Annotated in this window: 27 protein-coding genes; 20 read left to right on the top strand and 7 right to left on the bottom strand. The window is 65.2% G+C overall.

Annotation, left to right across the window (positions count from 1 at the left end):
- Positions 1-164: 164 nt before the first annotated feature.
- Entirely contained in the window at positions 165-1,247 is a 1,083-nt protein-coding gene (locus tag QA642_RS06710; protein ID WP_283083959.1) for a branched-chain amino acid aminotransferase, read from the bottom strand.
- 338 nt (positions 1,248-1,585) lie between these two features.
- Between QA642_RS06710 and QA642_RS06705 the strand changes: the two genes are divergently transcribed.
- The 3 genes from QA642_RS06705 to QA642_RS06695 are packed head-to-tail and all read left to right on the top strand — an operon-like array spanning position 1,586 to position 4,263.
- On the top strand, positions 1,586-2,128 hold the full coding sequence (locus tag QA642_RS06705; protein WP_283083958.1) for a MarR family transcriptional regulator: 543 nt from the start codon (positions 1,586-1,588) through the stop codon (positions 2,126-2,128).
- Positions 2,125-2,856, top strand: coding sequence for a response regulator transcription factor (locus QA642_RS06700; protein WP_283083957.1), 732 nt, complete (start codon positions 2,125-2,127; stop codon positions 2,854-2,856). Before QA642_RS06705 ends, QA642_RS06700 begins: the two co-directional genes overlap by 4 nt.
- Positions 2,857-2,874: 18 nt before the next feature.
- Complete coding sequence (locus QA642_RS06695) at positions 2,875-4,263, top strand: ATP-binding protein (RefSeq protein WP_283083956.1); 1,389 nt, start codon at positions 2,875-2,877, stop codon at positions 4,261-4,263.
- A 211-nt stretch (positions 4,264-4,474) separates the two neighbouring features.
- On the opposite strand, the gene QA642_RS06690 is transcribed toward QA642_RS06695, so the two are convergent.
- Genes QA642_RS06690 through QA642_RS06680 form a run of 3 tightly spaced genes read right to left on the bottom strand, consistent with a single transcriptional unit; the run spans position 4,475 to position 6,066 of the window.
- Positions 4,475-5,191, bottom strand: coding sequence for a haloacid dehalogenase type II (locus QA642_RS06690; protein WP_283083955.1), 717 nt, complete (start codon positions 5,189-5,191; stop codon positions 4,475-4,477).
- 9 nt (positions 5,192-5,200) lie between these two features.
- Positions 5,201-5,731: a DUF3617 family protein gene (locus tag QA642_RS06685; protein WP_283083954.1), complete on the bottom strand. Its 531-nt coding sequence runs from the start codon at positions 5,729-5,731 to the stop codon at positions 5,201-5,203.
- Between the two features lie 41 nt (positions 5,732-5,772).
- On the bottom strand, positions 5,773-6,066 hold the full coding sequence (locus QA642_RS06680) for a hypothetical protein (protein WP_283083953.1): 294 nt from the start codon (positions 6,064-6,066) through the stop codon (positions 5,773-5,775).
- Positions 6,067-6,248: 182 nt separating this feature from the next.
- Between QA642_RS06680 and QA642_RS06675 the strand changes: the two genes are divergently transcribed.
- From QA642_RS06675 to QA642_RS06660, 4 genes are all read left to right on the top strand, one after another.
- Complete coding sequence (locus tag QA642_RS06675) at positions 6,249-6,710, top strand: hypothetical protein (RefSeq protein WP_283083952.1); 462 nt, start codon at positions 6,249-6,251, stop codon at positions 6,708-6,710.
- A 118-nt stretch (positions 6,711-6,828) separates the two neighbouring features.
- Positions 6,829-7,521 carry a ribonuclease T2 gene (locus QA642_RS06670; RefSeq protein WP_283083951.1) on the top strand — a complete coding sequence of 231 codons (693 nt, stop codon included), beginning with the start codon at positions 6,829-6,831 and terminating at the stop codon, positions 7,519-7,521.
- A 159-nt stretch (positions 7,522-7,680) separates the two neighbouring features.
- Positions 7,681-8,541, top strand: coding sequence for a 23S rRNA (adenine(2030)-N(6))-methyltransferase RlmJ (rlmJ, locus tag QA642_RS06665; protein WP_283083950.1), 861 nt, complete (start codon positions 7,681-7,683; stop codon positions 8,539-8,541).
- Between the two features lie 252 nt (positions 8,542-8,793).
- Positions 8,794-9,009, top strand: a complete 216-nt coding sequence (locus QA642_RS06660; RefSeq protein ID WP_008544396.1) for a cold-shock protein — start codon at positions 8,794-8,796, stop codon at positions 9,007-9,009.
- A gap of 72 nt (positions 9,010-9,081) precedes the next feature.
- Here the strand turns inward: QA642_RS06660 and QA642_RS06655 are convergent, their stop codons facing one another.
- Complete coding sequence (locus QA642_RS06655; RefSeq protein WP_283083949.1) at positions 9,082-9,705, bottom strand: outer membrane protein; 624 nt, start codon at positions 9,703-9,705, stop codon at positions 9,082-9,084.
- Positions 9,706-9,950: 245 nt separating this feature from the next.
- Between QA642_RS06655 and uvrC the strand changes: the two genes are divergently transcribed.
- The 7 genes from uvrC (at position 9,951) to QA642_RS06620 (ending at position 16,228) form a co-directional block, all read left to right on the top strand.
- On the top strand, positions 9,951-12,011 hold the full coding sequence (gene uvrC, locus QA642_RS06650; protein ID WP_283083948.1) for an excinuclease ABC subunit UvrC: 2,061 nt from the start codon (positions 9,951-9,953) through the stop codon (positions 12,009-12,011).
- Between the two features lie 93 nt (positions 12,012-12,104).
- Entirely contained in the window at positions 12,105-12,722 is a 618-nt protein-coding gene (gene pgsA, locus QA642_RS06645; RefSeq protein WP_283083947.1) for a CDP-diacylglycerol--glycerol-3-phosphate 3-phosphatidyltransferase, read from the top strand.
- Entirely contained in the window at positions 12,719-12,970 is a 252-nt protein-coding gene (gene moaD, locus QA642_RS06640; protein ID WP_283083946.1) for a molybdopterin converting factor subunit 1, read from the top strand. Before pgsA ends, moaD begins: the two co-directional genes overlap by 4 nt.
- A 4-nt stretch (positions 12,971-12,974) precedes the next feature.
- Complete coding sequence (locus QA642_RS06635) at positions 12,975-13,442, top strand: molybdenum cofactor biosynthesis protein MoaE (protein ID WP_027563049.1); 468 nt, start codon at positions 12,975-12,977, stop codon at positions 13,440-13,442.
- Positions 13,442-14,422 carry a 50S ribosomal protein L3 N(5)-glutamine methyltransferase gene (gene prmB / locus QA642_RS06630; RefSeq protein ID WP_283083945.1) on the top strand — a complete coding sequence of 327 codons (981 nt, stop codon included), beginning with the start codon at positions 13,442-13,444 and terminating at the stop codon, positions 14,420-14,422. Before QA642_RS06635 ends, prmB begins: the two co-directional genes overlap by 1 nt.
- A gap of 89 nt (positions 14,423-14,511) precedes the next feature.
- The gene (locus tag QA642_RS06625) at positions 14,512-15,096 is read left to right on the top strand and encodes a phage holin family protein (protein WP_283083944.1); all 585 of its coding nucleotides are present in this window, start codon (positions 14,512-14,514) and stop codon (positions 15,094-15,096) included.
- A gap of 1 nt (position 15,097) precedes the next feature.
- The gene (locus tag QA642_RS06620) at positions 15,098-16,228 is read left to right on the top strand and encodes a YihY/virulence factor BrkB family protein (RefSeq protein WP_283083943.1); all 1,131 of its coding nucleotides are present in this window, start codon (positions 15,098-15,100) and stop codon (positions 16,226-16,228) included.
- A gap of 151 nt (positions 16,229-16,379) precedes the next feature.
- On the opposite strand, the gene QA642_RS06615 is transcribed toward QA642_RS06620, so the two are convergent.
- The gene (locus QA642_RS06615) at positions 16,380-17,213 is read right to left on the bottom strand and encodes a class I SAM-dependent methyltransferase (RefSeq protein ID WP_283083942.1); all 834 of its coding nucleotides are present in this window, start codon (positions 17,211-17,213) and stop codon (positions 16,380-16,382) included.
- Between the two features lie 124 nt (positions 17,214-17,337).
- Between QA642_RS06615 and QA642_RS06610 the strand changes: the two genes are divergently transcribed.
- The 3 genes from QA642_RS06610 (at position 17,338) to QA642_RS06600 (ending at position 21,406) form a co-directional block, all read left to right on the top strand.
- Positions 17,338-18,900: a winged helix-turn-helix domain-containing protein gene (locus QA642_RS06610; protein ID WP_283083941.1), complete on the top strand. Its 1,563-nt coding sequence runs from the start codon at positions 17,338-17,340 to the stop codon at positions 18,898-18,900.
- 145 nt (positions 18,901-19,045) lie between these two features.
- On the top strand, positions 19,046-20,536 hold the full coding sequence (locus tag QA642_RS06605) for an EAL domain-containing protein (protein ID WP_283083940.1): 1,491 nt from the start codon (positions 19,046-19,048) through the stop codon (positions 20,534-20,536).
- 15 nt (positions 20,537-20,551) lie between these two features.
- A complete protein-coding gene (locus QA642_RS06600) occupies positions 20,552-21,406 on the top strand; it encodes a TIGR01459 family HAD-type hydrolase (RefSeq protein ID WP_283083939.1) in 855 nt (284 codons plus the stop codon).
- A gap of 177 nt (positions 21,407-21,583) precedes the next feature.
- On the opposite strand, the gene QA642_RS06595 is transcribed toward QA642_RS06600, so the two are convergent.
- On the bottom strand, positions 21,584-21,979 hold the full coding sequence (locus QA642_RS06595) for a response regulator (protein ID WP_027551917.1): 396 nt from the start codon (positions 21,977-21,979) through the stop codon (positions 21,584-21,586).
- 230 nt (positions 21,980-22,209) lie between these two features.
- Between QA642_RS06595 and QA642_RS06590 the strand changes: the two genes are divergently transcribed.
- The 3 genes from QA642_RS06590 (at position 22,210) to lspA (ending at position 26,898) form a co-directional block, all read left to right on the top strand.
- Positions 22,210-23,181: a bifunctional riboflavin kinase/FAD synthetase gene (locus tag QA642_RS06590; RefSeq protein WP_283083938.1), complete on the top strand. Its 972-nt coding sequence runs from the start codon at positions 22,210-22,212 to the stop codon at positions 23,179-23,181.
- Positions 23,182-23,384: 203 nt separating this feature from the next.
- Positions 23,385-26,393 (top strand): isoleucine--tRNA ligase, encoded by a 3,009-nt coding sequence (gene ileS / locus QA642_RS06585; protein WP_283083937.1) that lies wholly within the window; start codon positions 23,385-23,387, stop codon positions 26,391-26,393.
- A 10-nt stretch (positions 26,394-26,403) separates the two neighbouring features.
- On the top strand, positions 26,404-26,898 hold the full coding sequence (gene lspA, locus QA642_RS06580) for a signal peptidase II (RefSeq protein WP_283083936.1): 495 nt from the start codon (positions 26,404-26,406) through the stop codon (positions 26,896-26,898).
- The last annotated feature ends 24 nt before the right edge of the window (positions 26,899-26,922 follow it).

Raw genomic sequence — 26,922 nt, 5'->3', positions numbered from 1 at the left:
CTTCTGCCCTCTCCCCTTGCGGGAGAGGGTGGCTCGCCGCAAAGCGGCGAGACGGGTGAGGGGTTCTATCCGCGAGTCGAACTCACATTTGAATTCGCGGAGACAAACCCCTCATCCGGCGCTTCGCGCCACCTTCTCCCGCAAGGGGAGAAGGAAGAAGAGTTTCAAAACACCTTGCGGATCCAGTTGTGGGGATCGTTGGTGCGGCCGTACTGGATGTCGATGAGCTGCTTGCGCAGGCCCATGGCGACGGGGCCGGCGGCGCCGCCCGAGATCTCGAAGTCGCCGCTCACCGAGCGCACCTGGCCGATCGGCGAGATCACGGCGGCGGTGCCGCAGGCAAACGCTTCCTTCAGGCGGCCCGAGGCCGCATCCTTGCGCCACTGGTCGAGCGAGTACGGCTCCTCGCGCACGGTCTTGCCGGCATCGCGGGCGAGCTTGATGATGGAGTCGCGGGTGATGCCGGGCAGGATGGTGCCCAGCGGCGGCGTCGAGAGCGAGCCGTCGTCGAACACGAAGAACACGTTCATGCCGCCGAGCTCCTCGATGTAGCGGCGCTCGACCGCGTCGAGGAACACGACCTGATCGCAACCGTGCTGGATCGCTTCGGCCTGGGCGCGCAGGCTCGCGGCATAATTGCCGCCGCACTTCACCGCGCCAGTGCCGCCAATGGCAGCGCGCGTATAATTCTCCGAGACCCAGATCGAGACCGGCGCAGGTCCGCCCTTGAAGTAGGATCCAACAGGCGAAGCGATCACCGCGAAGATGTATTCGGACGACGGCTTGACGCCGAGGAAGGTTTCGCTCGCGATCATGAAGGGGCGGAGGTAAAGGCTGCCCTCGCCGCCCGGCATCCAGGCGCGGTCGATGCGCACGACCTGCTCGACCGCCTCGATGAAGACGTCCTCGGGCAGCTGCGCCATCGCCATGCGGTCGGCGGAATCCTTGAAGCGCCGCGCATTGGCGTCGGGGCGGAAGAGGTTCACGCCCCCATCGTCGCGCTTGTAGGCCTTGAGGCCTTCAAAAATTTCCTGGGCGTAGTGCAGCACGGCGCCGGCCGGATCGAGCTGGAAACTGGCGCGCGCCTCGATCTTCGCCTCGTACCAGCCGCCCTTGGCCTGGTTGTAGCGGACGATCGCCATGTGGTCGGTGAAGACCCGCCCGAAGCCTGGGTCCACCAGCTTGGCGGTGCGATCCTTCTCGGACGTGGGATTGGATGCGGGCTGGATGTCGAATGTCATGCTCATGTCCTTGCCTCCCGCTGCCGGTCGCGGCGCGGTTTCTCGCGCCCGCCTGCCCGCTTCCGGGCCCGGCTGGCTTGATTGGTTCCTGGCCGGACCGCCGCCAGCCATGTTGCGGCCGGTTTCCGTGGCCAGCATGTCGCCGAGGACATGCTTTTGCGGAAGGCGGAAGTCCAGTATGTTTTGCCGAAATGCCGCTCGACAATCGCACGGTAGATCTGCTCCGGCCGTCGCCGCCTGTCGGCTCACTCCGGCCGCCCTGCTACGATGCCACCCGACGCGAAGCGATCTAAAATTTCGTGCGGGTCGATGGTTTTGTAACATTGAACCCAAGATACGTCAATATGCCTGACATAAATTTCGCGACTCCCCCCCAAGACGCTGCCGAGCCACGGCCGGCCGCAGGCGACGGAGGCAATTTGCGCTGGGATATCATCGAGCTGCTGTTCTTCGCCTACCGCGATTTCGTCGGCGATCCCGACCAGGAACTTGAGGCCTTCGGCTTCGGCCGGGCCCATCACCGGGTCATGCATTTCGTCTACCGCTATCCCGGACTGAAGGTTGCCGACCTGCTCGACGTCCTCAGGATCACAAAACAGTCGCTCGGCCGCGTGCTCAAGCAGCTGCTGGACGAGGGCTATATCGTGCAGAAGACCGGCGACAATGACCGACGCCAGCGCCTGCTCTACGCGACGCCGAAGGGCGAGGCGCTGGTGCAGAAGCTCGCCGGGCTCCAGACCACGCGGATCACGAAAGCGCTCGCCGAGATGGCGCCGCAGGATGCCGAGACCGTCAAGCGCTTCCTGCGCGCGATGATCGACCGCGACGATCCGGACAAGGTGCTGGAGACGATCTTCGCTTCCGTCAATCAAGACAGCAAGGAGTGACCGTGCCGCTCGCTGCCACGCTCGCACGACCGCCGGTGCAACCGGCCGACGACGCCCCGCATCTCCTGCTGGTCGATGACGACCGCCGCATCCGCGATCTGCTCTCGCGCTTCCTCGCCGCAGAAGGCTACCGCGTCTCGACCGCCGCCAGCGCCGGCGACGCGCGTTCGAAGCTGATGGGCCTGCATTTCGACCTGCTGATCCTCGACGTCATGATGCCCGGCGAAACCGGCTTCGATCTCGCCCGCTTCATCCGGACTTCCTCCTCGGTGCCGATCGTGATGCTGACGGCGCGGCACGAGGCGGAAGCCCGCATCGAGGGCCTGCAGATCGGCGCCGACGACTACGTGGCAAAACCGTTCGAGCCGCGCGAGCTGGCGCTGCGCATCAACAACATCCTCAAGCGCGCAGCCCCGCCGCCGCAAACCGCGGCGGTCGAGAAGATCGCGTTCGGCCCCTATGTCTATCATCTCGATCGCGGCGAACTCCGCCAGGGCGAAGAGGTCATTCACCTCACCGACCGCGAGCGCGAGATGCTGCGGATTCTGTCGGAAACGCCGGGCGAGACCGTGCCGCGCAGCGCGCTGACCGGCAATGGCAGCGTCAACGAACGCGCCGTCGACGTGCAGATCAACCGCCTCCGGCGCAAGATCGAGACCGATCCCGCCAATCCGCTGTTCCTCCAGGCGGTGCGCGGCATCGGCTACCGCCTGGTGGCCTCGCCATAAATCAGTGAAGCGCGCGCGATGAGCACGATCGATACCGGCCTGACGCTGCTGAAGAGCGCCGCCGGCCGCGTCTCGGCCGCCAATGGCTGGATGGGCAATGCGTTCAAGGGCTGGATGCCGACCGGCCTGTATGCCCGTGCGCTGCTGATCATGATCGTGCCGATGGTGATCCTGCAATCGGTCGTCGCCTTCGTGTTCATGGAGCGGCACTGGAACACGGTGACGCGCCGCCTGTCGGCCGCGGTGGTGCAGGACATCGCCGCGCTGATCGACGTCTACAAGGGCTATCCGCAGGACAAGGACCGCGACCAGATCCGCCGCATCGCGCAGCAGCGCCTCGGCCTCGTGGTCGATTTCCTGCCCGCCGGCGACATGCCGCCGCCGGGACCAAAGCCGTTCTTCTCGCTGCTCGACCAGACCCTGTCGGTGCAGCTCGGCCGCCAGATCGGACGCTCGTTCTGGATCGACACGGTCGGTCGCTCCAACCTGGTCGAGATCCGCATCCAGCTCGACGATGCCGTGATGCGCGTGTTCGCGCAGCGCAGCGCCGCCTATGCCTCGAACTCGGAGATCTTCCTGTTCTGGATGGTCGGCACGTCCTCGATCCTCCTGATCGTCGCGGTGCTGTTCCTGCGCAACCAGATCAAGCCGATCCTGCGCCTCGCCGACGCTGCCGAAAGTTTCGGCAAGGGCCGCGAGGCGCCGAACTTCAGACCCAGAGGCGCGCGCGAGGTGCGGCGCGCGGCGGTCGCCTTCATCGAGATGAAGTCGCGCATCGAGCGCACCATGGAGCAGCGCACCGCGATGCTCGCCGGCGTCAGCCATGACCTGCGCACAATCCTGACCCGCTTCAAGCTCGAGCTGGCGCTGATCGGCGACAATCCCGAGCTCGAGGGCATGCGCAAGGACGTCGACGAGATGTCAATGATGCTGGAGGATTACCTCGCCTTTGCCCGCGGCGATTCCGGCGAGCAGTCACAGCCGACCGACATGGCGCAGGCGCTGGAAGAGCTGCGCAGCGACGCCGAGCGCCACGGCCACGCCGCGACGGTGGCGTTCCACGGCCTGCCGGTGGTGACGGTGAAGCCGGCCTCGTTCAAGCGCTGCCTCGCCAACCTCGTCACCAACGCCGCGCGCTACGGCAAGGCCATCGCCATCACCGGCCAGCGCGATCACCGCTATCTCACCGTCACCGTCGACGACGACGGCCCCGGCATTCCCGTTCACTTGCGCGAAGAAGTGTTCAAGCCGTTCCTGCGGCTGGACAACGCCCGCAACCAGGACGAAGGCGGCACGGGCCTTGGCCTCGCCATCGCCCGCGACATCGCCCGCTCGCATGGCGGCGACATCACGCTCGGCGACAGCCCGATGGGGGGATTGAGGGCGAGTGTGAGAATACCGGTGTAGCTGGCTTTTCACCTCTCCCCGCCTGCGGGGAGAGGTCGAATTCGATCGCAGATCGAATTCGGGTGAGGGGGTTCAGGTCCCTCGACGATCGCTCCTGTGGAGAGAGGCCCCTCACCCCAACCTCTCCCCGTAAGAACGGGGCGAGGGAGCGCACCGGCTTCCGGGCTACGATCTCACCTATTCAGGCATCGCGATCTTCAGCTTTCTACATTCACGCCGCCAAACGATCTGCCAGATCCACGAAGCTGGTCGCGTAGACGTCGAACCAGCTCTCGGGCGAGACATCGGGCGCAGCGTCGGGCCCGAACTCCAATGGGCGAGGCACGAAGGCCGTCTTCATGCCGAATGCGCGCGCCGCCTTCAGATCATATTTGTGGCAGGCAACCATCAGGATCTGTTCCGGCCCATAGCCGAGATAGTCGACGGCGAGTTGATAGACTGCCGGCGCAGGCTTGTAGCTGGTCGCGAGCTCCGCCGTCAGGATCGCATCGAACGGCAAATCGGCGTGCTTCACCAGCGCGATCACACTGGCCATACCGGCGTTGGACAGGGTCGCCGTGCAAAATCTCCGGCGAAGCCGGGTCAAGCCCTCGATCGTGTCCGGCCAGGGATCGAGCTTGGTCCAGACCTCGTTGAGCGCGTCACGCTCGGCACCGTCAAAACGATCAGACAGGCCGCGCGTCTCGACGAGCTTGTCCAGTGCCTCGCGATAGATGCGATCGACCCGCAACCAGTCGCGGCGGCCGGCGATCACGGCATCCATCGAAGCGCGATAGAGCTCGCGCCACTCCGCCGACAGGGCCGCCCAATCGATGTCGAGCCCCTTGGCCGCATTGATCGCGGCTCCGGCGCGCAGCAGCGGCTGGAAAAAATCAACGCAGGTCCCCTGAACGTCGAACGCGATCGCCTTGATCCCGGTCAGCGCCATTACGCCCACCTATTTCGGCAGCAGCGCCTTCAATTTATCGACGTCGCGCACGTTCATCTTGAAACCGCCGGGCATCACGATGTCGCCGGGCTTCTGGTCGGGCTTGCAGGCGCCCAGCCACTTCGCTTCGAGCGTCATGGAGGTATCGCGGCCCGCGGGGCCGGCAACGCCGCCTTGCGCGTGTGAGGAGGTCTTCACCGTGTAGGCCGAATTGAAATCGCCCGTGATCTCGGCATGCGAGGTCGTGCTGATGCCGGCGACGTTGCACTCGGAATCGCTGACATAGCCGGTTGCGGTCTTCTTGATGTCCTGCCTGGAGCAGATCTGCTTGGCCATCGGGGAGACGTTGTTGCTCATCTCCTTGTCGACGGTCTCGTCGGTGCAGTGCTGCATGGTCATTTCCGGCATCGCCGAGCCGCTCCTGACCATCTTCATTTCCCAAAGGCCGGCCTTGCGCACCGGCAGGTCGTCGGCACTGGCCACGCCGGCCGACAAGACGAGGCAAAGGCTTGAGCCGAGCAAAGCGAGTTTGCGCGTCATGTTGGAGGCTCCCGGCTTGAGAGAGGCGGCGTTACGACGCCTCAGTACAGCGTGCGGATCGGCCGTTCGGCGGCGCCATAGGGCACCCAGCGGCAGGAGAACGAGATGTAGCCGCCCTCATAGGCCTGCACCGCGAGGAATTTCACGACCTTGCCGTAGCGCGCGCAGTGATCGACCGCGACCTGACGGGCATCGACCTGGGTCGCCATCGAATAGGCGATGATCCCACCGGTGTCGTTGCCCTTGAAAGGTGGCACTGGAAGGAGGTCAGCACGCGCCGACTGGCTCGCCATCATCCCCAGGGCGAGAAGGCCCGCGGCCGCAATGATTCGCATTCCCGTTACTCCAATTGGTTGGCGCCAGTTTACGGTGCCGGGATGGAAGTGAAAAGAACCGAAGCCCTGCCGGGCGCGCCCTTACGGTCAACTCCTCGCCAAGTGTTGCCGTGCTGCACTTGACCCCGCCCGGCCTTCGCGGCACCGTCCGAACTTCGCAAGACCAGCTGTCCGGATTGCCCATGCGCGCCCTCCCCCTGAAATCGCTCCGCTTCGCCGCCGTGCTCGGCCTCATGTTCGGAGCGCTGTCGCTCGGCGAGGCCAGGGCCGCCAATCCGCTTGAGCTGAACTTCTGGCTGAGCGGGCCGCGCTATGACGGCGCCGTCGCCGATTGCGATAGGGCGCTGCCGACGATCGCCAGCCAGTTCTGGGAGAAGGAAAGCTCGTTCTGGAATTCTCCGTTGAAGATCACGGGCTTCGCCGCCGTTCACGAGGTCGCGTTCCGGCCCTGGCAGTCCGACAACATTCCGCGCCGCTACTGCACCGGCGATGCCTTGCTCAACGACGGCAAGGTGCGCAAGGTGCATTTCTCGATCATTGAGGACGGCGGCTTTGCCAGCTACGGCAACGGCGTCGAATGGTGCGTGGTCGGGCTCGACCGCAACTGGGCCTACAATCCGGCCTGCCGCGCCGCCAGGCAGTAATTCGAGAAGCCCGATTCGGCCCGATCAAGCGGCCGAATGCGTCTCGCGTCCATTTTGTTCTTGAAATGTTCCTATCGCCTGCTAGGCTGACTGCACAGTCTAGTTGAGGGGCGTCGCCATGTTTCATTCCAGATTGCATTCATTCTCGCGCCTGATGATCTCGCTGACCCTGGCTGCCGGGCTGGTCACGCTGGCCGGCGGCGCCAAGGCGCAGGACAAGCGGCAGAACGCGCCCGGCGAATTCGATTTCTATGTACTGTCCCTGTCATGGTCGCCTTCGTTCTGCGAAGAGGCGGCGGAGCGCGGTGGGCGCTCCCAGATCCAGTGCAGCGGCCGGCCCTACTCTTTCGTGGTGCACGGGCTGTGGCCGCAATATGAGAGCGGCTTCCCCGAATATTGCCAGCGGCCGGCGCCGCGGCTGAACCGCAACATCGTCTCCTCGATGCTCGATCTGATGCCGGCGCCGGGCCTGATCTTCAACGAGTGGGACAAGCACGGCACCTGCTCGGGCCTCGAAGGCCGCAGCTATTTCGAAACGATCCGCAAGGCGCGCGCCGCGATCAAGATTCCGGCCGAATATCTCGACTTGTCGCAGGCCAAGACCGTGGCGCCGACGGAGGTCGAGGAGGCCTTCATCAAGGCCAATCCAGGCCTGAGCAATGCCGCCATCTCGGTTACCTGCAACCGGACACGGCTGTCCGAAGTGCGCATCTGCCTCAGCAAGGATCTGCAGTTCCGCGCCTGCGAGGAAACCGACCGCCGCGCCTGCCGCCGCGACCAGGTGACGATGCCGCCGATCAGGGGTGGTTGAGGCACAACGCTCTCGTCGTCATTCCGGGATGGTGCGCTAGCACCAGACCCGGAATCTCGAGATTCTCAGGTGCGCAATTGCGTACCATAGTTCGGTGCTGACGCACCGCCCCGGAATGACGGCAGTTACTTTCATCGCGCGATGTCGTAACTGTCCGCCATGAACTACCGCCACGCCTTCCACGCCGGCAACTTCGCCGATGTCATCAAGCACATCGTGCTCGCGCGCATTCTCACTTATCTGCAGGACAAGCCGGGGGCGTTCCGCGTCATCGACACCCATGCCGGCGCCGGACTCTACGATCTCGAAGGCGACGAGGCGCGGCGCAGCGGCGAGTGGCTGACCGGCATCGCGCGGCTGATGCAGGCGCGCCTGTCGAACGAGACCGCGGCGCTGACGAAGCCCTATCTCGACATCGTCCGCGCCTTCAATCCGAAGGGTGAGCTCAAGGCTTATCCGGGCTCGCCGCTGATCGCGCGCGGCCTGCTGCGGCCGCAGGACCGGCTCGTCGCCTGCGAGCTCGAGCCGAAAGCGCGCAAGGCGCTGATCGACGTGCTGCGCCGTGACGAGCAGGCCCGCGTGGTCGATCTCGACGGCTGGGTTGCATTGCCAGCCTTCGTTCCACCGAAGGAACGGCGCGGCCTCGTGCTGATCGATCCGCCGTTCGAGGCCAAGGACGAGTTCGAAAAACTCGGCGAAGCCTTCGCAACGGCCTTCGCGAAATGGCCGACCGGTATCTATGTAATCTGGTATCCGGCCAAGAACCGCCGCGCCACCGACACGCTGGCGCAATCGGTGGCGCGGCTCGCAGCCGCAGCAAAGCCTCCGGGAAAATGTCTGCGGCTCGAATTCAGTGTCGCGCCGCAGCTTGATGGCGCAGCGCTCACCTCCACGGGACTCCTGATTGTCAATCCCCCCTACACGCTACACGGCGAGCTCAAGACCATCCTGCCCGAGCTGGAAGTGCCGCTCGGCCAGGGCGGCGCTGCCAGATTCCGATTAGAGGTACCTCGACCGTAACACTCCGGCATTCTTGGGAAAAAGATGCAGGAGCGGTAGTCAATCTGCAACGAACCGTATTATGCTGTTTGCGTGACTGGCTTTACGTTCCGCTTCCGCGAATGGTTGCGGCGGAGTGAAGGCCCTAAGAAAGATCCGACCGGACCGATGAGGTCCGCCAAAGGATGGCCAGCTCCCGGGCTTCGTAAGGTCCGGTCATGTCGTGACGTGAGTCTGCGTCGCGACGGAGGAGCAATGAGGGGGAGTTTCCCGATGGCCATGACGGGGACGGTCAAGTTCTTCAACGGCGAGCGCGGCTACGGTTTCATCAAGCCGGACGACGGCGGTCGCGATGTCTTCGTTCACATCACCGCTGTTGAGCGGGCGGGATTGAAGGACCTTGCCGAAGGACAGCGCATTACTTTCGAAGTCGAACCGGACAAGAAGGGGAAGGGACCGAAGGCGGTCAACTTGGTCATCCTCTCCTAGCGCGACTGACTTAAAAAAAATCCCGGCCGCGAGCGACCGGGAGGTTGTGTCCGGTATTTTCTTCTTCAGCTATCAGAAGTGATAGTTCACGCCCGCGCGCACAACGCTGGCGCTATAGCCGTTTGACACGCCTGTAATCGCGAACTGGCTCGTCGACAGATTGATGTAGAGATATTCGAGCTTGGCGCTCCAGTTCGGCGCGAGGCCGACTTCGGCGCCGGCGCCGATGGTCCAGCCGGCGCTGGTGTGCGACTCCGTCCAGCCGAAGGTCTGCGCGCGCAGCTCGCCGAAGGCGAGGCCGGCGGTGCCGTAGAACAGCACGTTGCTGAACGCATAGCCGGCGCGGCCGCGCAGGGTGCCGAACCACGGATTGGAGAACTTCCACGGCGCGAATGTGTCGTCGGCGCCGGCGGCCTGGATGTCGCCCTCGACGCCGAACACCCACGGGCCGTTCTGAAAATTATAGCCGGCCTGCACGCCGCCGACGAAGCCGGACGGCTTTGCCGGATTGTTGTCGACCGAACCCCATTCGTAACCGATGTTGCCGCCGAGATAGGGACCGGCCCAGCTATATGCATTGAGCGGTTGATTGACGGTATAGGGCGCACCCTGCCCGTAATTGAAATCGGCGGCCTCTGCCGAAGCTGTCCAGCCGGCTGCAACCAACGCGGCTGCGCCCACAACGAACCTCTTCATCGGTACTCTCCAACACAACTGCCGTCGCCCGCGATGCCGCGCCGCCGCGCGAGACCACCGCATGGTTACGGAACCACGACTTTTTCGCGTAGGATTTATCGAGAGTTTTAAGTTAAAGGCCTGTTAAGCCGGGTTACCGCGCTGTTAACAGGCTTAAGCAAGCGTTACCGGAACTGCACCGCCAGCCTGTGCGTGCGGCATGGCCGGAACTTCAAATCGGCCCCCCTAGCGCCTAAATTCGCTCCATGGTTCACGATTCCCCCGATAATCCGGACGAGCGCGAGTGCAAACCGCCCCGCCTTGCCGCGACCGACGCCCCGCCGGAGAGCCTGACGCAGCCGGACCTCGATCCCGCCACCACGAGCGGCGAGGACGAGGACGATGCGCTGCTGCCTGACATCCTCGAAGAGAGCGGCGCGGTCGGCGAAGGTCCGCTGGCGACCGGCCATGAGGCCATCGAGCGCGCGGTCCGGCTCGCACCGACCTCGCCCGGTGTCTACCGCATGCTAAATGCCAACGCCGACGTGCTCTATGTCGGCAAGGCCAAGAACGTCAAAAAACGCCTGTCGAACTACGCGCGCCAGAGCGCCCCGCAGCCGGCCCGCATCCTGCGCATGATCGCGGCCACGGTGACCGTGGAGATCGTCTCGACCAACACCGAGACCGAGGCGCTGCTGCTGGAAGCCAACCTAATCAAGCAGCTGCGGCCGCGCTTCAACGTGCAGCTGCGCGACGACAAATCGTTTCCCTATATCCTGATCACCAGCGACCATTGGGCGCCGCAGATCCTGAAGCATCGCGGCGCGCAGACCCGGCCCGGGCGCTATTTCGGCCCGTTCGCCTCCGCGGGCGCCGTCAACCGCACCATCACCGCGCTTCAGCGCGCGTTCCTGATCCGCTCCTGCACGGACTCCTTCTTCGAGAGCCGCACCCGGCCCTGCCTGCTCTACCAGATCCGCCGCTGCGCCGGTCCCTGCACCCGCGAGATCGACTTCGGCGGCTATACGACGCTGGTGCGCGAGGCGACCGACTTCCTCTCCGGCAAGAGCCATGCGGTGAAGCAGGAGCTTGCCGGCGAGATGGAGAAGGCGGCCAGCGAGCTCGAATTCGAGCGCGCGGCGCTCTACCGCGACCGCCTCGCCGCGCTGTCGGCGATCCAGTCGCAGCAGGGCATCAATCCGCGCACCGTGGAGGAAGCCGACGTGTTCGCCATCCACCAGGAGGGCGGCTTCTCCTGCGTCGAGGTGTTCTTCTTCCGCACCGGCCAGAACTGGGGCAACCGCGCCTATTTCCCGCGCGCGGAGAAGACCTTCACGCCGGAGGAAGTGCTGGGCTCCTTCCTCGCCCAGTTCTACGACGACAAGCCGCCGCCGAAGAACATCCTGCTCTCGCACGAGATCGAGGAGAGCGAGTTGCTCGCCAACGCGCTGGCGATCAAGGCCGGGCACAAGGTCGAGGTCACCGCACCCAAGCGCGGCGAGAAGAAGGAGCTCGTCGCCCACGCGCTGACCAATGCGCGCGAGGCGCTCGGCCGCAAGCTCGCGGATACTGCCACGCAAAGCCGCCTCCTCGACGCGATGGCGACCACGCTGAGCCTGCCGCATGCGCCCAAACGCATCGAGGTCTATGACAACAGCCACATCCAGGGCACCAACGCGGTCGGCGCCATGATCGTCGCGGGGCCCGACGGCTTCGTGAGGAACCAGTACCGCAAGTTCAACATCAAGTCGGAAGGGCTCACGCCGGGCGACGACTACGCCATGATGCGCGAGGTGCTGGAGCGCCGCTTCAAGCGCCTGATTAATCCGCCCGAGGACGCCGCCCGCAAGGTGAAGGACGACGACTTCCCGCAATGGCCCGACCTCGTCATCATCGACGGCGGCCGGGGCCAGCTCAACGCTATCAGGGAGATCTTCGCCAATCTCGGCCTGACCCAGGTGTCGCTGATGTCGGTCGCCAAGGGGCCGGACCGGGATGCCGGCCGCGAGACCCTGTTCATGCCGGAGCGCGAGGCGATCAAGCTCGAGCCGCGCGATCCTGTGCTCTATTTCATCCAGCGGCTGCGGGACGAGGCCCACCGCTTCGTCATCGGCTCGCACCGCAAGCTGCGCAAGAAGGACATCCGCGAGGCCGGTTTGCAAGAAATTCCGGGCATCGGCCCGTCGCGCAAACGTGCCTTGCTGCATCATTTCGGAACCTTGAAGGAGATCGAACGGGCCTCGATCGCCGATCTCGGCAAGGTTCCGGGGGTGAGCGCCGAGAGTGCCCGCCGGATTTTCGAGTATTTCCATCCCCAGCCGGGATGAACTAAAGGGGACAGGGTCATATGGTCGTCGCATCCCGTACCCCATGTGGGAGGGACGGTTGACCTTAGGCCATCAGCGGTATTGGTAGGACGGATGAACATCGCCACGACACGAGGGACGACCAGCCGCGCGATGTCCCTCCCCAACATCCTCACCTACGGCCGGATCGCCGCGATCCCGGTCGTGGTCGGATGCATCTATGCGCAGTCGATCATGGACTATCCGCTGTGGCTGCGCTGGGTCGCGGTCGCCATCTTCATCGGCGCCGCGGTAACGGACTATCTCGACGGCTATTACGCGCGGATCTGGAATCAGCAATCGGCGTTTGGCCGGATGCTCGACCCGATCGCCGACAAGCTGCTGGTCGCCTCCTGCCTGCTGATGCTGGCCGCCGACGGCATCATCCACGGCTGGTCGCTGTGGGCCGCCATCGTGATCCTGTGCCGCGAGATCCTGGTGTCGGGCCTGCGCGAATATCTCGCCGCGCTCCGCGTCAGCGTGCCCGTGACCAAGCTCGCCAAGTGGAAGACCACCGTTCAGCTCGTCGCCATCGGCTTCCTGCTCGCAGGCCCGGCCGGTGACGAGCTCGTTCCCGTGGTCTCGCTGATCGGCCTCGTCCTGCTGTGGGCCTCGGCGCTGCTGACCATGTACACCGGCTACGACTATTTCCGCGCCGGCATCCATCACCTCATCAAGGAGGATGAGGCATGAAGGTGAAGTACTTTGCCTGGGTGCGCGAGCGCATCGGCAAGGCCGAGGAGACCATCGAGCCACCCGCGACCGTGCGCACCGTCGAGGAGCTGATCGCCTGGCTGTCCGGCCAAAGCGAGGCCTACGCCTATGCCTTCGAGAAGCCCAAGGTGATCCGCACCGCGATCGACCACGCCCACGTCAAGTCGGATGCCGCGATCGCCGGCGCCCGCGAGATCGCGTTCTTCCCGCCGATGACCGGCGGCTAGGCTCATGACCTGCCCCGTCACCATCCGCATCCAGGAAGACGATTTCGACATCGCGCGCGAGATCGCGGTCCTGACCAAGAGCCGCACCGACATCGGCGCGGTCGTGAGCTTCTCCGGCATCTGCCGCGCCGACGAGGACAGTTCGAAGATCTCGGCGCTCACGCTCGAGCATTATCCGGGCATGGCGGAGGAAGAGATCCAGCGCCACGTCGACGAAGCCATCTCGCGCTGGCCGCTCAACGGCGTCACGGTCATCCACCGCGTCGGGCGGTTCATGCCGGGCCAGAACATCGTGTTGGTGCTCACCGCCTCGCAACACCGCCGGGCGGCGTTCGAAGCGGCCGAGTTCCTGATGGATTACCTGAAGACCAGCGCGCCGTTCTGGAAGAAGGAAGAGAGCGCCACCGGGACCGGCTGGGTCGAGGCCCACGCCCGCGACGACGAGGCTGCCGCACGCTGGACCAAATCCTGATGGCAAGAGCATCCAAGAAGACCACGCGCGGCCGCGCCGCACCGAAGCTTGCGAAAGCGGCACCCAAGCTCGCGAAGGTCGGCCGCGGCGAGTTGCTCACGCTGATCGATTTCGTCCGCTATGCGGTGAGCCGCTTCACCGAGGCCAAGCTCGCCTTCGCACACGGCACGACCGATCCGGTCGCCGAGGCCGTGTTTCTGGTCTGCGAGGCGCTGCATCTGCATCCCGACCAGTTCGAGATCTTTGGCCATGCCTGCGTCACCGCGGCGGAAGGCAAGATGCTGCTCGATCTCATCCACAAGCGCATCACCACACGCAAGCCGACGGCTTATCTCGTCAACAAGATCTACATGCGCGGCATGCCGTTCTATGTCGACGAGCGCGTCATCGTTCCGCGGTCCTTCATCGGCGAGCTCCTGGATTCGCATTTCGGCGGCGACGGCGAGCCAGGCTCGCTGATCGACGACCCCACGGGGGTCGAGCGCGTGCTCGATCTCTGCACCGGCTCAGGCTGTCTAGCGATCCTCGCCGCGCATCATTTCCCGAATGCCACGGTCGATGCCGTCGACGTCTCCAAGGGCGCGCTCGAGGTCGCCGCGCGCAATGTCAGCGAGCACGGGCTCGATGACCGCATCACGCTCCACCGCGGCGATCTGTTCGTCCCGCTCGGCGATGCCAGGTATGACCTCATCATCACCAATCCGCCTTACGTGGATGCCGAAGGCATGGCGGCATTGCCGCCGGAATGCCGGGCCGAGCCGAAACTGGCCTTCGACGGCGGCGCCGACGGTCTCGACGTGGTGCGCCGGATCCTGCAAGACGCGCCCGATCATCTCACGGCGAATGGCGGCCTGATCTGCGAGATCGGCCGCGGCCGCGAGGTGGTCGACGAGGCGTTTCCGGAACTGCCGCTGCTCTGGCTCGACACCGAGGAATCCGAGGGCGAGGTGTTCTGGATTTCGGCCGCCGACCTCGGCTGATCCGTCGCGGCGATCACCGTCCAACGGAACAAGTCAAATTCCGCCACGTTCACCCCCCGACGAATTTCTCGCTCTCGGAGGATGTCCGCATGCTCGCGCCATCGGGTGAACTGCTGCGCGCCGGCATGGCGCTGAAGCTCAATCACGTCAAACGCGCTGCTCAATCCTATCTGCGTGACCAGACCAGCCACGCAACCGGCAAGGTGACATCCTACGCGGTGGCCGGCGGGCTGTTCGCGGTCGCGGGCCTGTTCGTGGTCGCGGCATTTTTCGTCGGTCTGGTCGCCCTCTACCGCTGGGTCGCGATCACCCACGGGCAATTCTGGGGCTTTGGTGCCGTCGGCGCCGTGCTGCTGGTGCTCGCCGCAGTCTGTGCCGGGATCGCGATGGCTCAGATGAAGCGCAAGGCCAAGCCGATCGTGCCGCTTGCGAGCCGGCTGCGGGTTGCGATCGCGACGCCGCGCATCCCGCGCGGAACGGTCAAGCAGGCAGTGAAGGAGGTGGCCACGACGATTCCCCTGGCGCCGCTCGCGCCGGGCGAGCGCGGCCATGGCGGCCGTCGGCCGGCGGGCGCCAACCGCCCCGTGCAGGTTGGCCTGATGCTCGCAGCAATCGGTCTGCTGGGCGTCACGGCTGCACGCCGCAGGCGCAACCGTCCCAGACTGGACGCTTGAGATGCAGGTGCGGCGCACGGACCAGCTCGATTCCTGGCTGCTGATCGCCGCCACGGCCGTGTTCGTGCTGACCGCCGAACGCTATTTCCAGGACTCCGGCCTTGCCCGGGCCGGACCTCCGCCGGACCATCGCAACAGCGAGGCGAACTCGCCGGAAACCAGCCCGGCCGGCGCGGCGGCGCAGCCCGGCCACGGCCGCCGCTCGAAAAGCCCGTTCGCGATCCCCTGGGCCGGCTGGAAGGACATCTTCTGGCGCACCTATCAGCGCATCGACGACGATCGCCTGCTCGCCACCGCCGGCGGCGTCGTGTTCTTCGGACTGCTCGCGATCTTTCCGGCCGTCACCGCGCTGGTCTCGTCCTACGGACTGTTCGCCGATCCCGCCACCATCAGCGACAATCTCCAGAAGCTGGCAATGATGCTGCCCCAGGGCACGTTTGAGATCGTCGAGGAACAGGTCGGGCGCGTGGTGTCGAAGGGCAATACGGCGCTCGGCGCCACCTTCCTGTTCGGCCTCGTGCTCGCGATCTGGAGCGCCAATGCCGGGGTCAAGGCGATCTTCGACGCGCTCAACGTCGCCTATGAGGAGCGGGAGAAGCGCAGCTTCATCAAGCTGAACCTGGTGTCCCTGGCCTTCACGGTCGGCGGCATTCTCGCGCTCCTTGTGATGGTCGGCACCGTCGTCGCCTTCCCGCTCGCGCTCGATCATCTCGGCATCGCCCCCGAGAGCAAGCTGATCGTCGCGCTGGCACGCTGGCCGCTGCTGTTCCTGATTCTCATGGTCGCGCTCGCCATCCTCTACCGCTACGCGCCAAGCCGCGATGCGCCGCGCTGGCAATGGCTGAGCCCCGGCGCGCTGATCGCCGCCATTCTCTGGATCGCGGGCTCGTCGCTGCTGTCCTGGTATCTCTCATCCTTCGCCAACTACAACGCGACCTACGGCTCGCTTGGCGCAGCAATCGGCTTGATGATGTGGATGTGGATGTCGGCGATCGTCATCATGTTCGGCGCCGAGCTGAACTCGGAGATCGAGCGGCAGACCCTGCGCGACACGACGACCGGTCGCCCCAAGCCGCTCGGCAGCCGCGAGGCGGTCTCGGCCGACACGGTCGGCGCCACCGCACCATTCTAAAGCGCGATGAGATTTGGATGAATCGTCATCGCGCTTTAGGTTGTTGTTTCCGCATGATCTTTCCGGAAAACCGCTTCGCACTTTTCCGGATCATGCTTTAGCCAAGGGCGACGATCAGGCCGGAGTTGATCCGGCCTGATCGCGCCGGATTTCACCGCTTGGTGATGACCGCTTCCAGATATTCGCTGTGCACGACGATCGTACCGTCGTCAGCATGGTTGAACTCGCCGAGCAGCGCCAAGAGATCGCGCTTCAGCGCGGCCTGGCCGCTCTCGTCGAGCGCGGCGAACGCCTTCAGCATCGGCCCGTAGAAGGACTTGAAGACATCGAGCCAGTGGTCCGGCGAGCGGTAGCGGAACACGAACATGCGCGGCTCGGCCACGATCTCGGAAGCCTTGCTGCCGAACATCTCCTCGAGCCGCGCTGGGGTGCCCCACAGCGCCGGCGACTTCACGCCGGCCGGCGGGGCGACATGCTTGCCGATGGTCTTGAACAGCTGGCCGATGAACCCCTGCGGCGTCCAGTTGGCGAGGCCGATCTTGCCACCGGATTTGCAGACCCTCGCGAGCTCGGATGCCGCCTTGTCCTGGTCCGGCGTGAACATCACGCCGAAGGTCGAGAGCACGACGTCGTAGCTGTTGTCCGCAAACGGCAGCGCCTCGGCATCCGCCTCGCGGAATTCGACCGTCAGATGGTCCGCCGCCGCGCGCTCCTGCCCGCGCTTGAGCAGCGCCGGCACGTAGTCCGTGGATGTGACGTCGCACCAGCGCCGCGCCGCGGCCAATGTCGCATTGCCGTTGCCGGCGGCGACGTCCAGCACCTTGCTGCCGGCGCGTATGTCGAGTGCCTCACAGAGCTGCTCGCCGACGATCTGCAAGGTGGTGCCGACGACGGCATAGTCGCCGGACGACCAGGCGCCGTGCTGGCGATGCTTGACGGCGGCAAGATCGGGTGTGGCTGGCTTGAGTGCGGCGGATGTCGACATGAGCAAACTCCTGCGGGTTGAAAAACGCCGGGACGATAGGGCGCATGCGCATCGCTGGCCTTGAGAGCGGCGTTATTTTACGCTGAGGCCGCCTTGATTTCCGCGCGGGAGCCGAGGAGGGATTGTGACGTTTCAGTTCGAGGATTTCGTGCTCGATCCCGAGCGCCGCGAATTGCGGCGGGCGAACGCGCTCATCGCGCTCGAGCCTCAGGTGTTCGATCTCCTCATTTATCTCGTCCGCAACCGCGAGCGCGTGGTGACGCGGGACAATCTGCTCGACGCAGTCTGGAACGGCCGCGTCGTCTCGGAATCGACGCTGACCAGCCGCATCAACGCGGCAAGGCGCGCGGTCAATGACAACGGCGAGGAGCAGCGGCTGATCCGCACCATCGCACGCAAGGGCGTGCGCTTCGTCGGCGCGGTGACCGAGCACTCGGACGCAGCGAAGCCGGCGGCCTTGGCGGCGCCCACGACCGCAGCGCCGACCGGACTGCCGCTGCCCGATCGTCCCGCGATCGCCGTCCTGCCCTTCACCAACATGAGCGGCGAGCCCGAGCAGGATTATTTCTCCGACGGCATCAGCGAGGACATCATCACCGCGCTGTCGAAGCTGCGCTGGTTCTTCGTCATCGCGCGCAACTCCTCCTTCATCTACAAGGGCCGCACGGTGCATCTGCGGCAGGTCGCCGAAGAGTTAGGCGTGCGCTATGTCGTCGAAGGCAGCGTCCGCAGGGGCGGCGACCGCGTCCGCATCACCGCGCAGCTCAACGACGTCGCCACCGGCAGCCATCTCTGGGCCGAGCGCTACGACCGCGAGCTCGCCGACGTCTTCGCCGTGCAGGACGAGATCACCGAAGCCATCGTCGCCGCGATCGAGCCGCAGCTTTACGCCGCCGAAAATTTTCGCGCCGAGCGCAAGCCGCCCGACAGCATGGACGCCTGGGACCTCGTGATGCGCGCACTGTCGCATTACTGGCGCGTGACGCGGCAGGACCATGTGGTGGCGCAGGCGCTGCTCGAAAAGGCCATCGCGCTCGACCCGAACTACGGCAAGGCGCTCGGCCTGCTCGGCACCAGCTACATGTTCACTGCGCATATGGGCTGGATGGAGATGGCGAGGGCCATCACCGCTGCCGAGCGCGCGGCGCGGGCCGCGATCCGGGCCGACGACGAGGATGCCTGGGCGCATAATGCGCTCGGCCACGTCAACCTGTTCGCGCGGCGGTTCGACGACTCGCTCGCCGAATTCGAGACCGCGCTGCGGCTCAATCCGAATTTTGCGCTGGCACAGGGCTATTATGGTCTGGCCTTGGGCTATTGCGGCCGTTGGCAGGAGGCCGACGAGGCGGCACGCAGGGCGATCCGCCTCAGCCCGCGCGATCCCTATGCCCCCGTCTATTTCGGCATCGCCGCCTATGCCCGCTTCCTCGGCCGCGACTATCAGGAAGCCATCCGCCTCGCCCAGGAATCCCTGCGCCAGCGCAGCGACTTCGTCGGCGCACACCGGGTGCTGACCGCGGCCGCGGGCATGGCCGGTCAAACCGGGATCGCCCATGCCGCCCTGGAGGAACTCCGTCGCACCCAGCCGAACGTGTCGCTGGCCTGGATCGCCGAGTTCATGCCGATCAAGCTCGCCGCCGACCGCGAGCACTACCTCGAGGGCTTTCGCCGGGCCGGCTTGAAATAAGCAGCACGGACGCCGCTATCCCCTCGAATCAACAATGATGTTAAGCTCGTGCGGCTTGGGCGAGCATGAGGCGTGACGGGGTTCGGACCGCGACCCGTGTTTTCCCGGGGTGAGGCAGTCAGCTCTTTGAGGCGTAACGCGCGGCATGATTCGCATTTCGACGATCTTCATCGCCATCTGCATGGTTCTGGTCGCCGCCTCGCTCGGGCTGGTGCTCTACTCGGTCGCCGGCATCAGCGGAACCGAATCCGCGATCGTGGCGCTGACCGCGCTGACCTTCCTGATCCTCTACAATGCGGTGTCGATGCGGCTGCGCGACCGCAGCGATGTCGGCGGCCAGATCGCAGACCTCTCGCGCGGCACCGCCGATCTCGCCCGCCAGGTCGCCGAGTTCGGCCGCCGCTTAGCTGCGATCGAGGGCCGCATCGCCTCGTCCAATTCGACCAACTCCGACCGCATCCAGTCGGTGGTCGGCGAGATCAACGAGCTTGGCGGGCTGGTCAAGCAGCTCGCCACCACGGTGTCGGCGCATGAGGATCTCCTGGCCGGCGCGGCGCCAGGGCCCTCTCCCGCTCCCGTCGCAAGGCCGGAGTCGGAGGCGCCAATCGACCTGCTTGCACCGTTCGATCAGAAGCCGGTCGCCCCTCCCCCGCTTGCCGCACCGCCACCACGCCCCGCCGCACCGGCGGTCCAGACCCAGACCGTCAATCAGGCTCACGCCGCGAGCGGCCGCAGCCAGACCCAATTGCTAGCGACGCTGCGCAACGCGGTCGACGAGAACCGCATCGACATCTTCCTCCAGCCGATGGTGACGCTGCCGCAGCGCAAGGTGCGGTTCTACGAGGCCGTGACGCGGGTCCGCGACGAGCGCGACCAGCTGATCGCCGCCGAGGAGTTCATCAGCATCGCCGAGGCCTCCGGGCTGATCGGGCGCATCGACAACATGGTGATGCTGCGCTGCGTGCAGGTGCTGCGGCGCCTGATGGTGCGCAACAAGGATGTCGGCGTGTTCTGCAACGTCGCGGCCTCCACGCTCGGCAATTCCACCACCTTCGCGCAATGCCTCGACTTCCTCGAAGCCAACCGGGCGCTGGCGCCCTCGCTGGTGCTGGAGTTCAAGCAATCGACCTTCCGCAATCTCGGCCCGGCCGAGACCGAGAATCTCGCCGCGCTGGCCCAGCGCGGCTTCCGCTTCTCGATCGACCATGTCACCGATCTCAGGATCGAGCCGCGCGAGCTCGCCGATCGGGGCGTGCGCTTCATCAAGGTGCCGGCGACGCTGCTGCTCGACCCCAGGCAGGCGTCGACCTCTGACATCCACCCGTCCGACCTTTCCGACCTGCTGGGCCGCTTCGGCATCGACCTGATCGCCGAGCGGATCGAGGGCGAGCGGGCCGTGGTCGATCTGCTCGACTATGACGTGCGGTTCGGCCAGGGCTTCCTGTTCGCGCCGCCGCGGCCATTGCGGCCGGAGGGGGCATCTGCTACCGGCGGGGCCGCGCCGAACCAGGCGCAGGACATTCAGGGATCCAATGGCTCCGCTTCCCCCAGCCCAGGCTCAACATCAAGCGCGACGTCAGCCGCAGCTCCGACACAACGCATCACCGGTAACGCCGCGCTCGCGCGCCGCATCTGATCGGCCGCGCACGTCATGACCACGCTGCATTTCGCCCAAGGCCTGCGCGAGCTCGTGGGCGGCGTCGAGGTCGTGCTTAGCGACATCTGGGGCGTGGTCCATAACGGCCTAGAATCCTTCCCCGAAGCCTGCGAGGCGCTGCACACCTATCGCAGCCGCGGCGGTACGGTGATCCTGATCACCAACGCGCCCCGCCCGGCCGACTCCGTGCAGCGGCAATTGCGCAAGCTCGGCGTCGCCGACGAGACCTATGACGCAATCGTGTCATCGGGCGATTTGACCCGGCTCTATGTCGCCGAGCACCCCGGAAGCAAGATGTTCTGGCTCGGCCCCGAGCGCGACAACTCGATCTACCGCGGCCTCGATGCGACCACCGCGCCGCTGGAAGAGGCCGACTACATCGTCTGCACCGGCCTCTATGACGACGAGACCGAAACGGCGGAAGATTATCGCGGCATGATGCTTAAGGCGCGCGAGCGCAATCTGACGCTGGTCTGCGCCAACCCCGACATCGTGGTCGAGCGCGGCGACCGGCTGATCTATTGCGCCGGCGCGGTCGCAGAGCTGTATCGGGAGCTCGGCGGCGAGGTGATCTTCTACGGCAAGCCGCACCGGCCGATCTACGAGCGCGCAATGCGGCTCGCCGGCGAACGCCAGGGCCACATGATCGACCGCAAGAAGGTGCTGGCGATCGGCGATTCCGTCCGCACCGACCTGACCGGCGCGCGCGAGTTCGGCATCGACTGCCTGTTCGTCACCCGCGGCATCCATGCCGAGGAGTTCGAGGGCCTCGACCAGCTCGACCCGAACTCGGTGACGGAATTGTTCGGCCATCCGCCGAAGGCGCTGATGCGCGAATTGAAGTGGTAGTGACGCGGCGGCGTGAACTGACGCCGGCTTAGACCAATTGCTAAGTGTCCAACGCCGTCATGGCCGGGCTTGTCCCGGCCATCCACGTCTTTCTTCCAGCATCCAAGAACGTGGATGCCCGGGACAAGCCCGGGCATGACGATCTCTATAGATAGCTCTTTTGTGGTCAGGCGGCGCTTACGCGCTCGCCATGTCCGGGAAGACCGCCTCGATCTTGGTCTTCAGCGTCGCCGCATTGAACGGCTTGACGATGTAATTGTTCACGCCGGCCTTCTTGGCCGCGATCACGTTCTCGGTCTTCGATTCCGCCGTGATCATGATGAAGGGCGTGGTGGCGAGATTGGGATCCGCGCGCACTTCGCGCAGCAGGTCGTAGCCCGTCATCGGCTCCATGTTCCAGTCGGAAATCACGAGCCCGTATTTCTTGCCGCGCATCTTGTTCAGCGCCGCCGAACCGTCGCTGGCATCATCGATATTATCGAAGCCAAGCTGCTTCAGCAGATTCCGGATGATACGGATCATGGTGCTATAGTCATCCACCACCAGAACCGGCATCGACAAATCAACCGCCATCTCGACTCCCCCAACGCATAACCCAGGAATATTACGATCGGACCTGCCAGACCGGAGCCCGGCGGTTCCACGCTCAAGGACTAGCATCAAGGCGTTAAACAGCCCGTTAACTGGGGAGGCCTTCGAAGAATTGAAATCGTGTTCAATCCGGTCCCACCCAGCCGCTTGACTTCATCTGGCCGGTCGCGCCACGGTCCCGGCCGGTCCCGCCGGCTCCGAGAATTCCCCTGATGGCTCCGCCTTTTACCGTTATCCGCGACAGCACGCCGGATTCCGCCATTCCCCGGGGCGCCGTGGTCGCCATGGGCAATTTCGACGGTGTTCATCTCGGCCATCGGGCCGTGATCGCTGCGGCCTTGGAAATGGGCCGGGCGCATGGCCGTCCTGCGCTGGCGTTGACCTTTGAGCCGCATCCGCGGCGGTTTTTCAGCCCCAACACCCCGCAATTCCGCCTGACGGACGAACGGGCCAAATTGCGGCTTCTGGCCGGCACCGGGCTTGCCGGTGCCGTGGTCATGACCTTCGACAAGGCGCGCGCCGGCACCAGCGCGCAAGACTTCATTCACCATGACCTGATCGGGCGCCTCGGCGTCAGCGGGATCGCGGTCGGCTACGACTTCCATTTCGGCAAAGGCCGCGTCGGCTCGCCGAGCCTGCTGGTCAACGAGGCACCCCGGCTCGGCATCGAGGTCGACGTGCAGCCGCATGTCGACATCGACGAGCGGCCGGTCTCCTCCAGCGCGATCCGGATCGCGCTCGCCGAAGGGCTGCTCAATGATGCCACCACCATGCTGGGCGCGCCCTGGTTCATCACCGGCGAGGTGATCCACGGCGAGAAGCGCGGCCGCGACCTCGGCTACCCCACTGCCAATATCCGCCTGGATGCCAATTGCGGGCTCAAGCACGGCATCTATGCGGTGCGGGTCGGCCGCGGGCCCGAGCGGGTGGAAGGGGTCGCGAGCTTCGGCCGCCGCCCGACCTTTGATAATGGCGCCCCGCTCCTGGAAATCTTCCTGTTCGACTTCAAGGGCGACCTCTACGGCCAAACGCTCGACTGCGCCTTCGTCGGCTTCATCCGCGAGGAGCTGAAATTCGACAGTTTGGAGGCCCTGATCCGCCAGATGGACGACGATTCCGCCCGCGCCCGCACTGTCCTGGCCGCCGCCCCGGACGCGTTTCCGCGGCTTGGCGTGATCGATTGAGGCCCGAATCCGACCCGCCGAACCTTTGCGCTTGCCCCGCCCGGCTGCTATGGAGGGCCCATGTTTGCGCGGCGCATCATAGGGATTAGCGGCCCGGCTTCCGCCTGAGCCTGAAGGCTCGGCGCAAGACCGGGATTTTGACGTTTCACCCCGCGATTCCCTGTCGCCATCCGTTCCCGCGCCCTTCCGAGCCAGTCAGCCTCATGTCCGAAAAGCCGCAAAAGTCCCAAAAGTCTGAAGCCAAAGACTATTCGAAGACCCTGTTCCTTCCGCAGACAGAATTCCCGATGCGCGCCGGCCTGCCGCAGCGCGAGCCGGAGATCCTGAAATATTGGAACGACATCGGTCTCTACGACAAGCTGCGCAAGGACGCCGAAGGCCGCGCCAAGTTCGTGCTGCATGACGGCCCGCCCTACGCCAACGGCAACATCCATATCGGGCACGCGCTGAACAAGATCCTCAAGGACGTCGTAACCAAGAGCCAGCAGATGCTCGGCTTCGACTCCAACTACGTGCCGGGCTGGGACTGCCACGGCCTGCCGATCGAATGGAAGATCGAGGAGGAGAACTACCGCAAGAAGGGCAAGCAGAAGCCGGATTTCCGCGACTCCGCCGCGATGGTGGCGTTCCGGAAAGAATGCCGCGCCTATGCGACGCACTGGATCAACGTGCAGCGCGAAGAGTTCAAGCGGCTCGGCATCATCGGCGACTGGGATCATCCCTATCAGACCATGAGCTATCCGGCCGAAGCGCAGATCGCGCGCGAGCTGATGAAGTTCGCCGCCAACGGCACGCTCTATCGCGGCTCCAAGCCGGTGATGTGGAGTGTGGTCGAGAAGACCGCGCTGGCGGAAGCCGAGGTCGAATACGAGGACTACACCTCCGACATGGTGTGGGTGAAGTTTCCCGTCACCTCGCCCGCGCATGGTGCGCTCGCCAATGCCTCGGTCGTGATCTGGACCACCACGCCCTGGACGCTCCCGGGCAACCGCGCCATCTCGTTCTCGCCGAGGATCGCCTATGGCCTTTATAAGGTGACGGATGCGCCGGCGGACAATTGGGCCAAGACCGGCGATCTCCTGATCCTGGCCGATGCGCTGGCCGCAGAGGTGTTCAAGCAGGCGCGCGTCACGTCCTACGAGAAGGTGCGCGACATTCCCGGCGACACGCTGGATGCCGTCGAATGCGCCCATCCCCTGCGCGGTCTCGGCGGCGGTTACGAGTTCATCGTGCCGCTGCTCGCCGGCGAGCATGTCACCGACGATACCGGTACCGGCTTCGTCCACACCGCGCCGAGCCACGGCCGCGAGGACTTCGACGTCTGGACGGCCAACACCCGCGAGCTCGATGCGCGCGGCATCTCGACCGCGATCCCCTACACCGTCGACGAGAACGGCGCCTACACCGCACAGGCCCCCGGCTTCACCGGCAAGCGCGTGCTCAACGACAAGGGCGAGAAGGGTGATGCCAACGAGGCCGTGATCAAGGCGCTGATCGAGGGCGGCAAGCTGCTGGCGCGCGGGCGCCTCAAGCACCAATATCCGCATTCCTGGCGCTCGAAGAAGCCGGTGATCTTCCGCAACACGCCGCAATGGTTCATCGCGATGGACAAGGACGTCAGCGAGAACGGCCATGCGAAGAAGGGCGACACGCTGCGCGCCCGCGCGCTGCATGCGATCTCGGTCACGCAATGGGTGCCGCCGTCCGGCGAGAACCGCATCAACGGCATGATCGCCAACCGCCCCGACTGGGTGATCTCGCGCCAGCGCGCCTGGGGCGTGCCGATCGCCGTGTTCGTGCGCGAGAAGGCCGATGGCTCGGCCGAGATCCTCCAGGACGAGATCGTCAACCAGCGCATCACCGAAGCCTTCATGGAGGAAGGCGCCGACGCCTGGTACATGGACGGCGCCCGCGAGCGCTTCCTCGGCTCCCGCGCGAGCGAAGACTGGAAGAAGGTCGACGACATCTGCGACGTCTGGTTCGATTCAGGCTCCACGCACGCCTTCGTGCTGGAAGATCGCCAGAACTTCCCGCAGCTCGGCAACATCGTTCGCAAAGTCGACGGCGGCGACGACACCGTGATGTATCTCGAAGGCAGCGACCAGCATCGCGGCTGGTTCCATTCCTCGCTGCTGGAGAGCTCGGGCACGCGCGGCCGCGCGCCTTACGACATCGTGCTGACCCACGGCTTCACGCTCGACGAGAACGGCCGCAAGATGTCGAAGTCGCTCGGCAACACCGTCGAGCCGCAGAAAGTGATCAAGGATTCCGGCGCGGACATCCTGCGCCTGTGGGTCTGCGCCACCGACTATGCTGACGACCAGCGCATCGGCCCGGAGATCCTGAAGAACACCATCGAGACGTACCGCAAGCTGCGCAACTCGCTCCGGTGGATGCTCGGCACGCTGCATCACTTCAAGGCGAGCGAGAAGATCGCCTATGCCGAGATGCCCGAGCTCGAGCGGCTGATGCTGCACGAACTGGCCGGGCATGCCGAAACCATCCGCAAGGCCTATGCCGCGTTCGACTACAAGACCGTGGTCGCAAGCCTGTCGGCTTTCATGAACTCCGAGCTGTCGGCGTTCTACTTCGATATTCGCAAGGACACGCTGTATTGCGATCCGCCGTCCTCGGTGGCGCGCAAGGCCGCGCTCACCGCGATCGAGCTTTTGTGCGATGCCCTCTTGAAGTGGCTCGCGCCGATCCTGAGCTTCACCACGGATGAGGCCTGGCGGATGTTCCGCCCCAAAGCGGAGCCGTCGGTCCATTTGACCTTGTTCCCCACGGATATTGAAAGCCTGCGCGACGACAAGCTCGCCGCGAAGTGGGAGACGATCCGCAACGTCCGCCGCGTCGTCACCGGCGCGCTCGAGCTCGAACGCGCCGCCAAGAACATCGGCTCCTCGCTTGAGGCCTCACCGGTGATCTATGTCGCCGACAGGGACATGATGATGACGCTGTTCGACGTCGATCTCGCCGAAGTCTGCATCACCTCGAACTACGAGGTGCGCGAGGGCGAGGCGCCGGCGAGCGCGTTCCGCCTCGATGCCGTCCCCGGCGTCGCGGTCGTGGTCGAGAAGGCGGTCGGCACCAAATGCGCCCGCTCCTGGAAGATCTCGCCGAGCGTCGGCGAGGACGCCGAATATCCCGACGTCACCCCGCGCGATGCTCAGGCACTGCGCGAATGGAAGGCGTTGGGCGTGAGCGTCTGATCGGCCAGCCATGACCCCGCTCCGCGCCGGCATCCTCTCGGCCGTGGTCACGGTCATCCTCGACCAGGCCTCGAAACTCTGGCTGCTGAACGTGTTCGACCTCGCCCATCGCGGCGCGGTGCGGGTGACGCCGTTCTTCGACCTTGTGCTGGCCTGGAACATCGGCATCAGCTTCGGCTGGCTCCAGAACGACGGCCAGGCGGCGCAGATCGCGCTGATGGCGGTCAAGGCCATCGCCGTGGTGGCGCTGGCGATCTGGATGGCCCGCTCGCACACCCTGCTGGCGACGGTCGCGCTCGGCCTGATCATCGGGGGCGCGATCGGCAACGGCATCGACCGCCTCGCCTATGGCGCGGTGGTCGATTTCGCCCTGCTCCACATCGAGATCGCCGGAAATACCTATAATTGGTACGTGTTTAACCTCGCCGACGTGGCCATCGTTGCTGGGGTGGCGGCGCTATTGTATGATTCCTTCCTGGGGGTACCCGCCGCAAAAGCGCCCTGATCCCGGCCGATACGGACCGACAGG

It is taken from the genome of Bradyrhizobium sp. CB2312 (assembly GCF_029714425.1).
Lineage (GTDB): Bacteria > Pseudomonadota > Alphaproteobacteria > Rhizobiales > Xanthobacteraceae > Bradyrhizobium.
The sequence above is the reverse complement of the archived record's forward strand: the minus strand, read 5'-3'. Positions and strand labels throughout refer to the sequence as shown.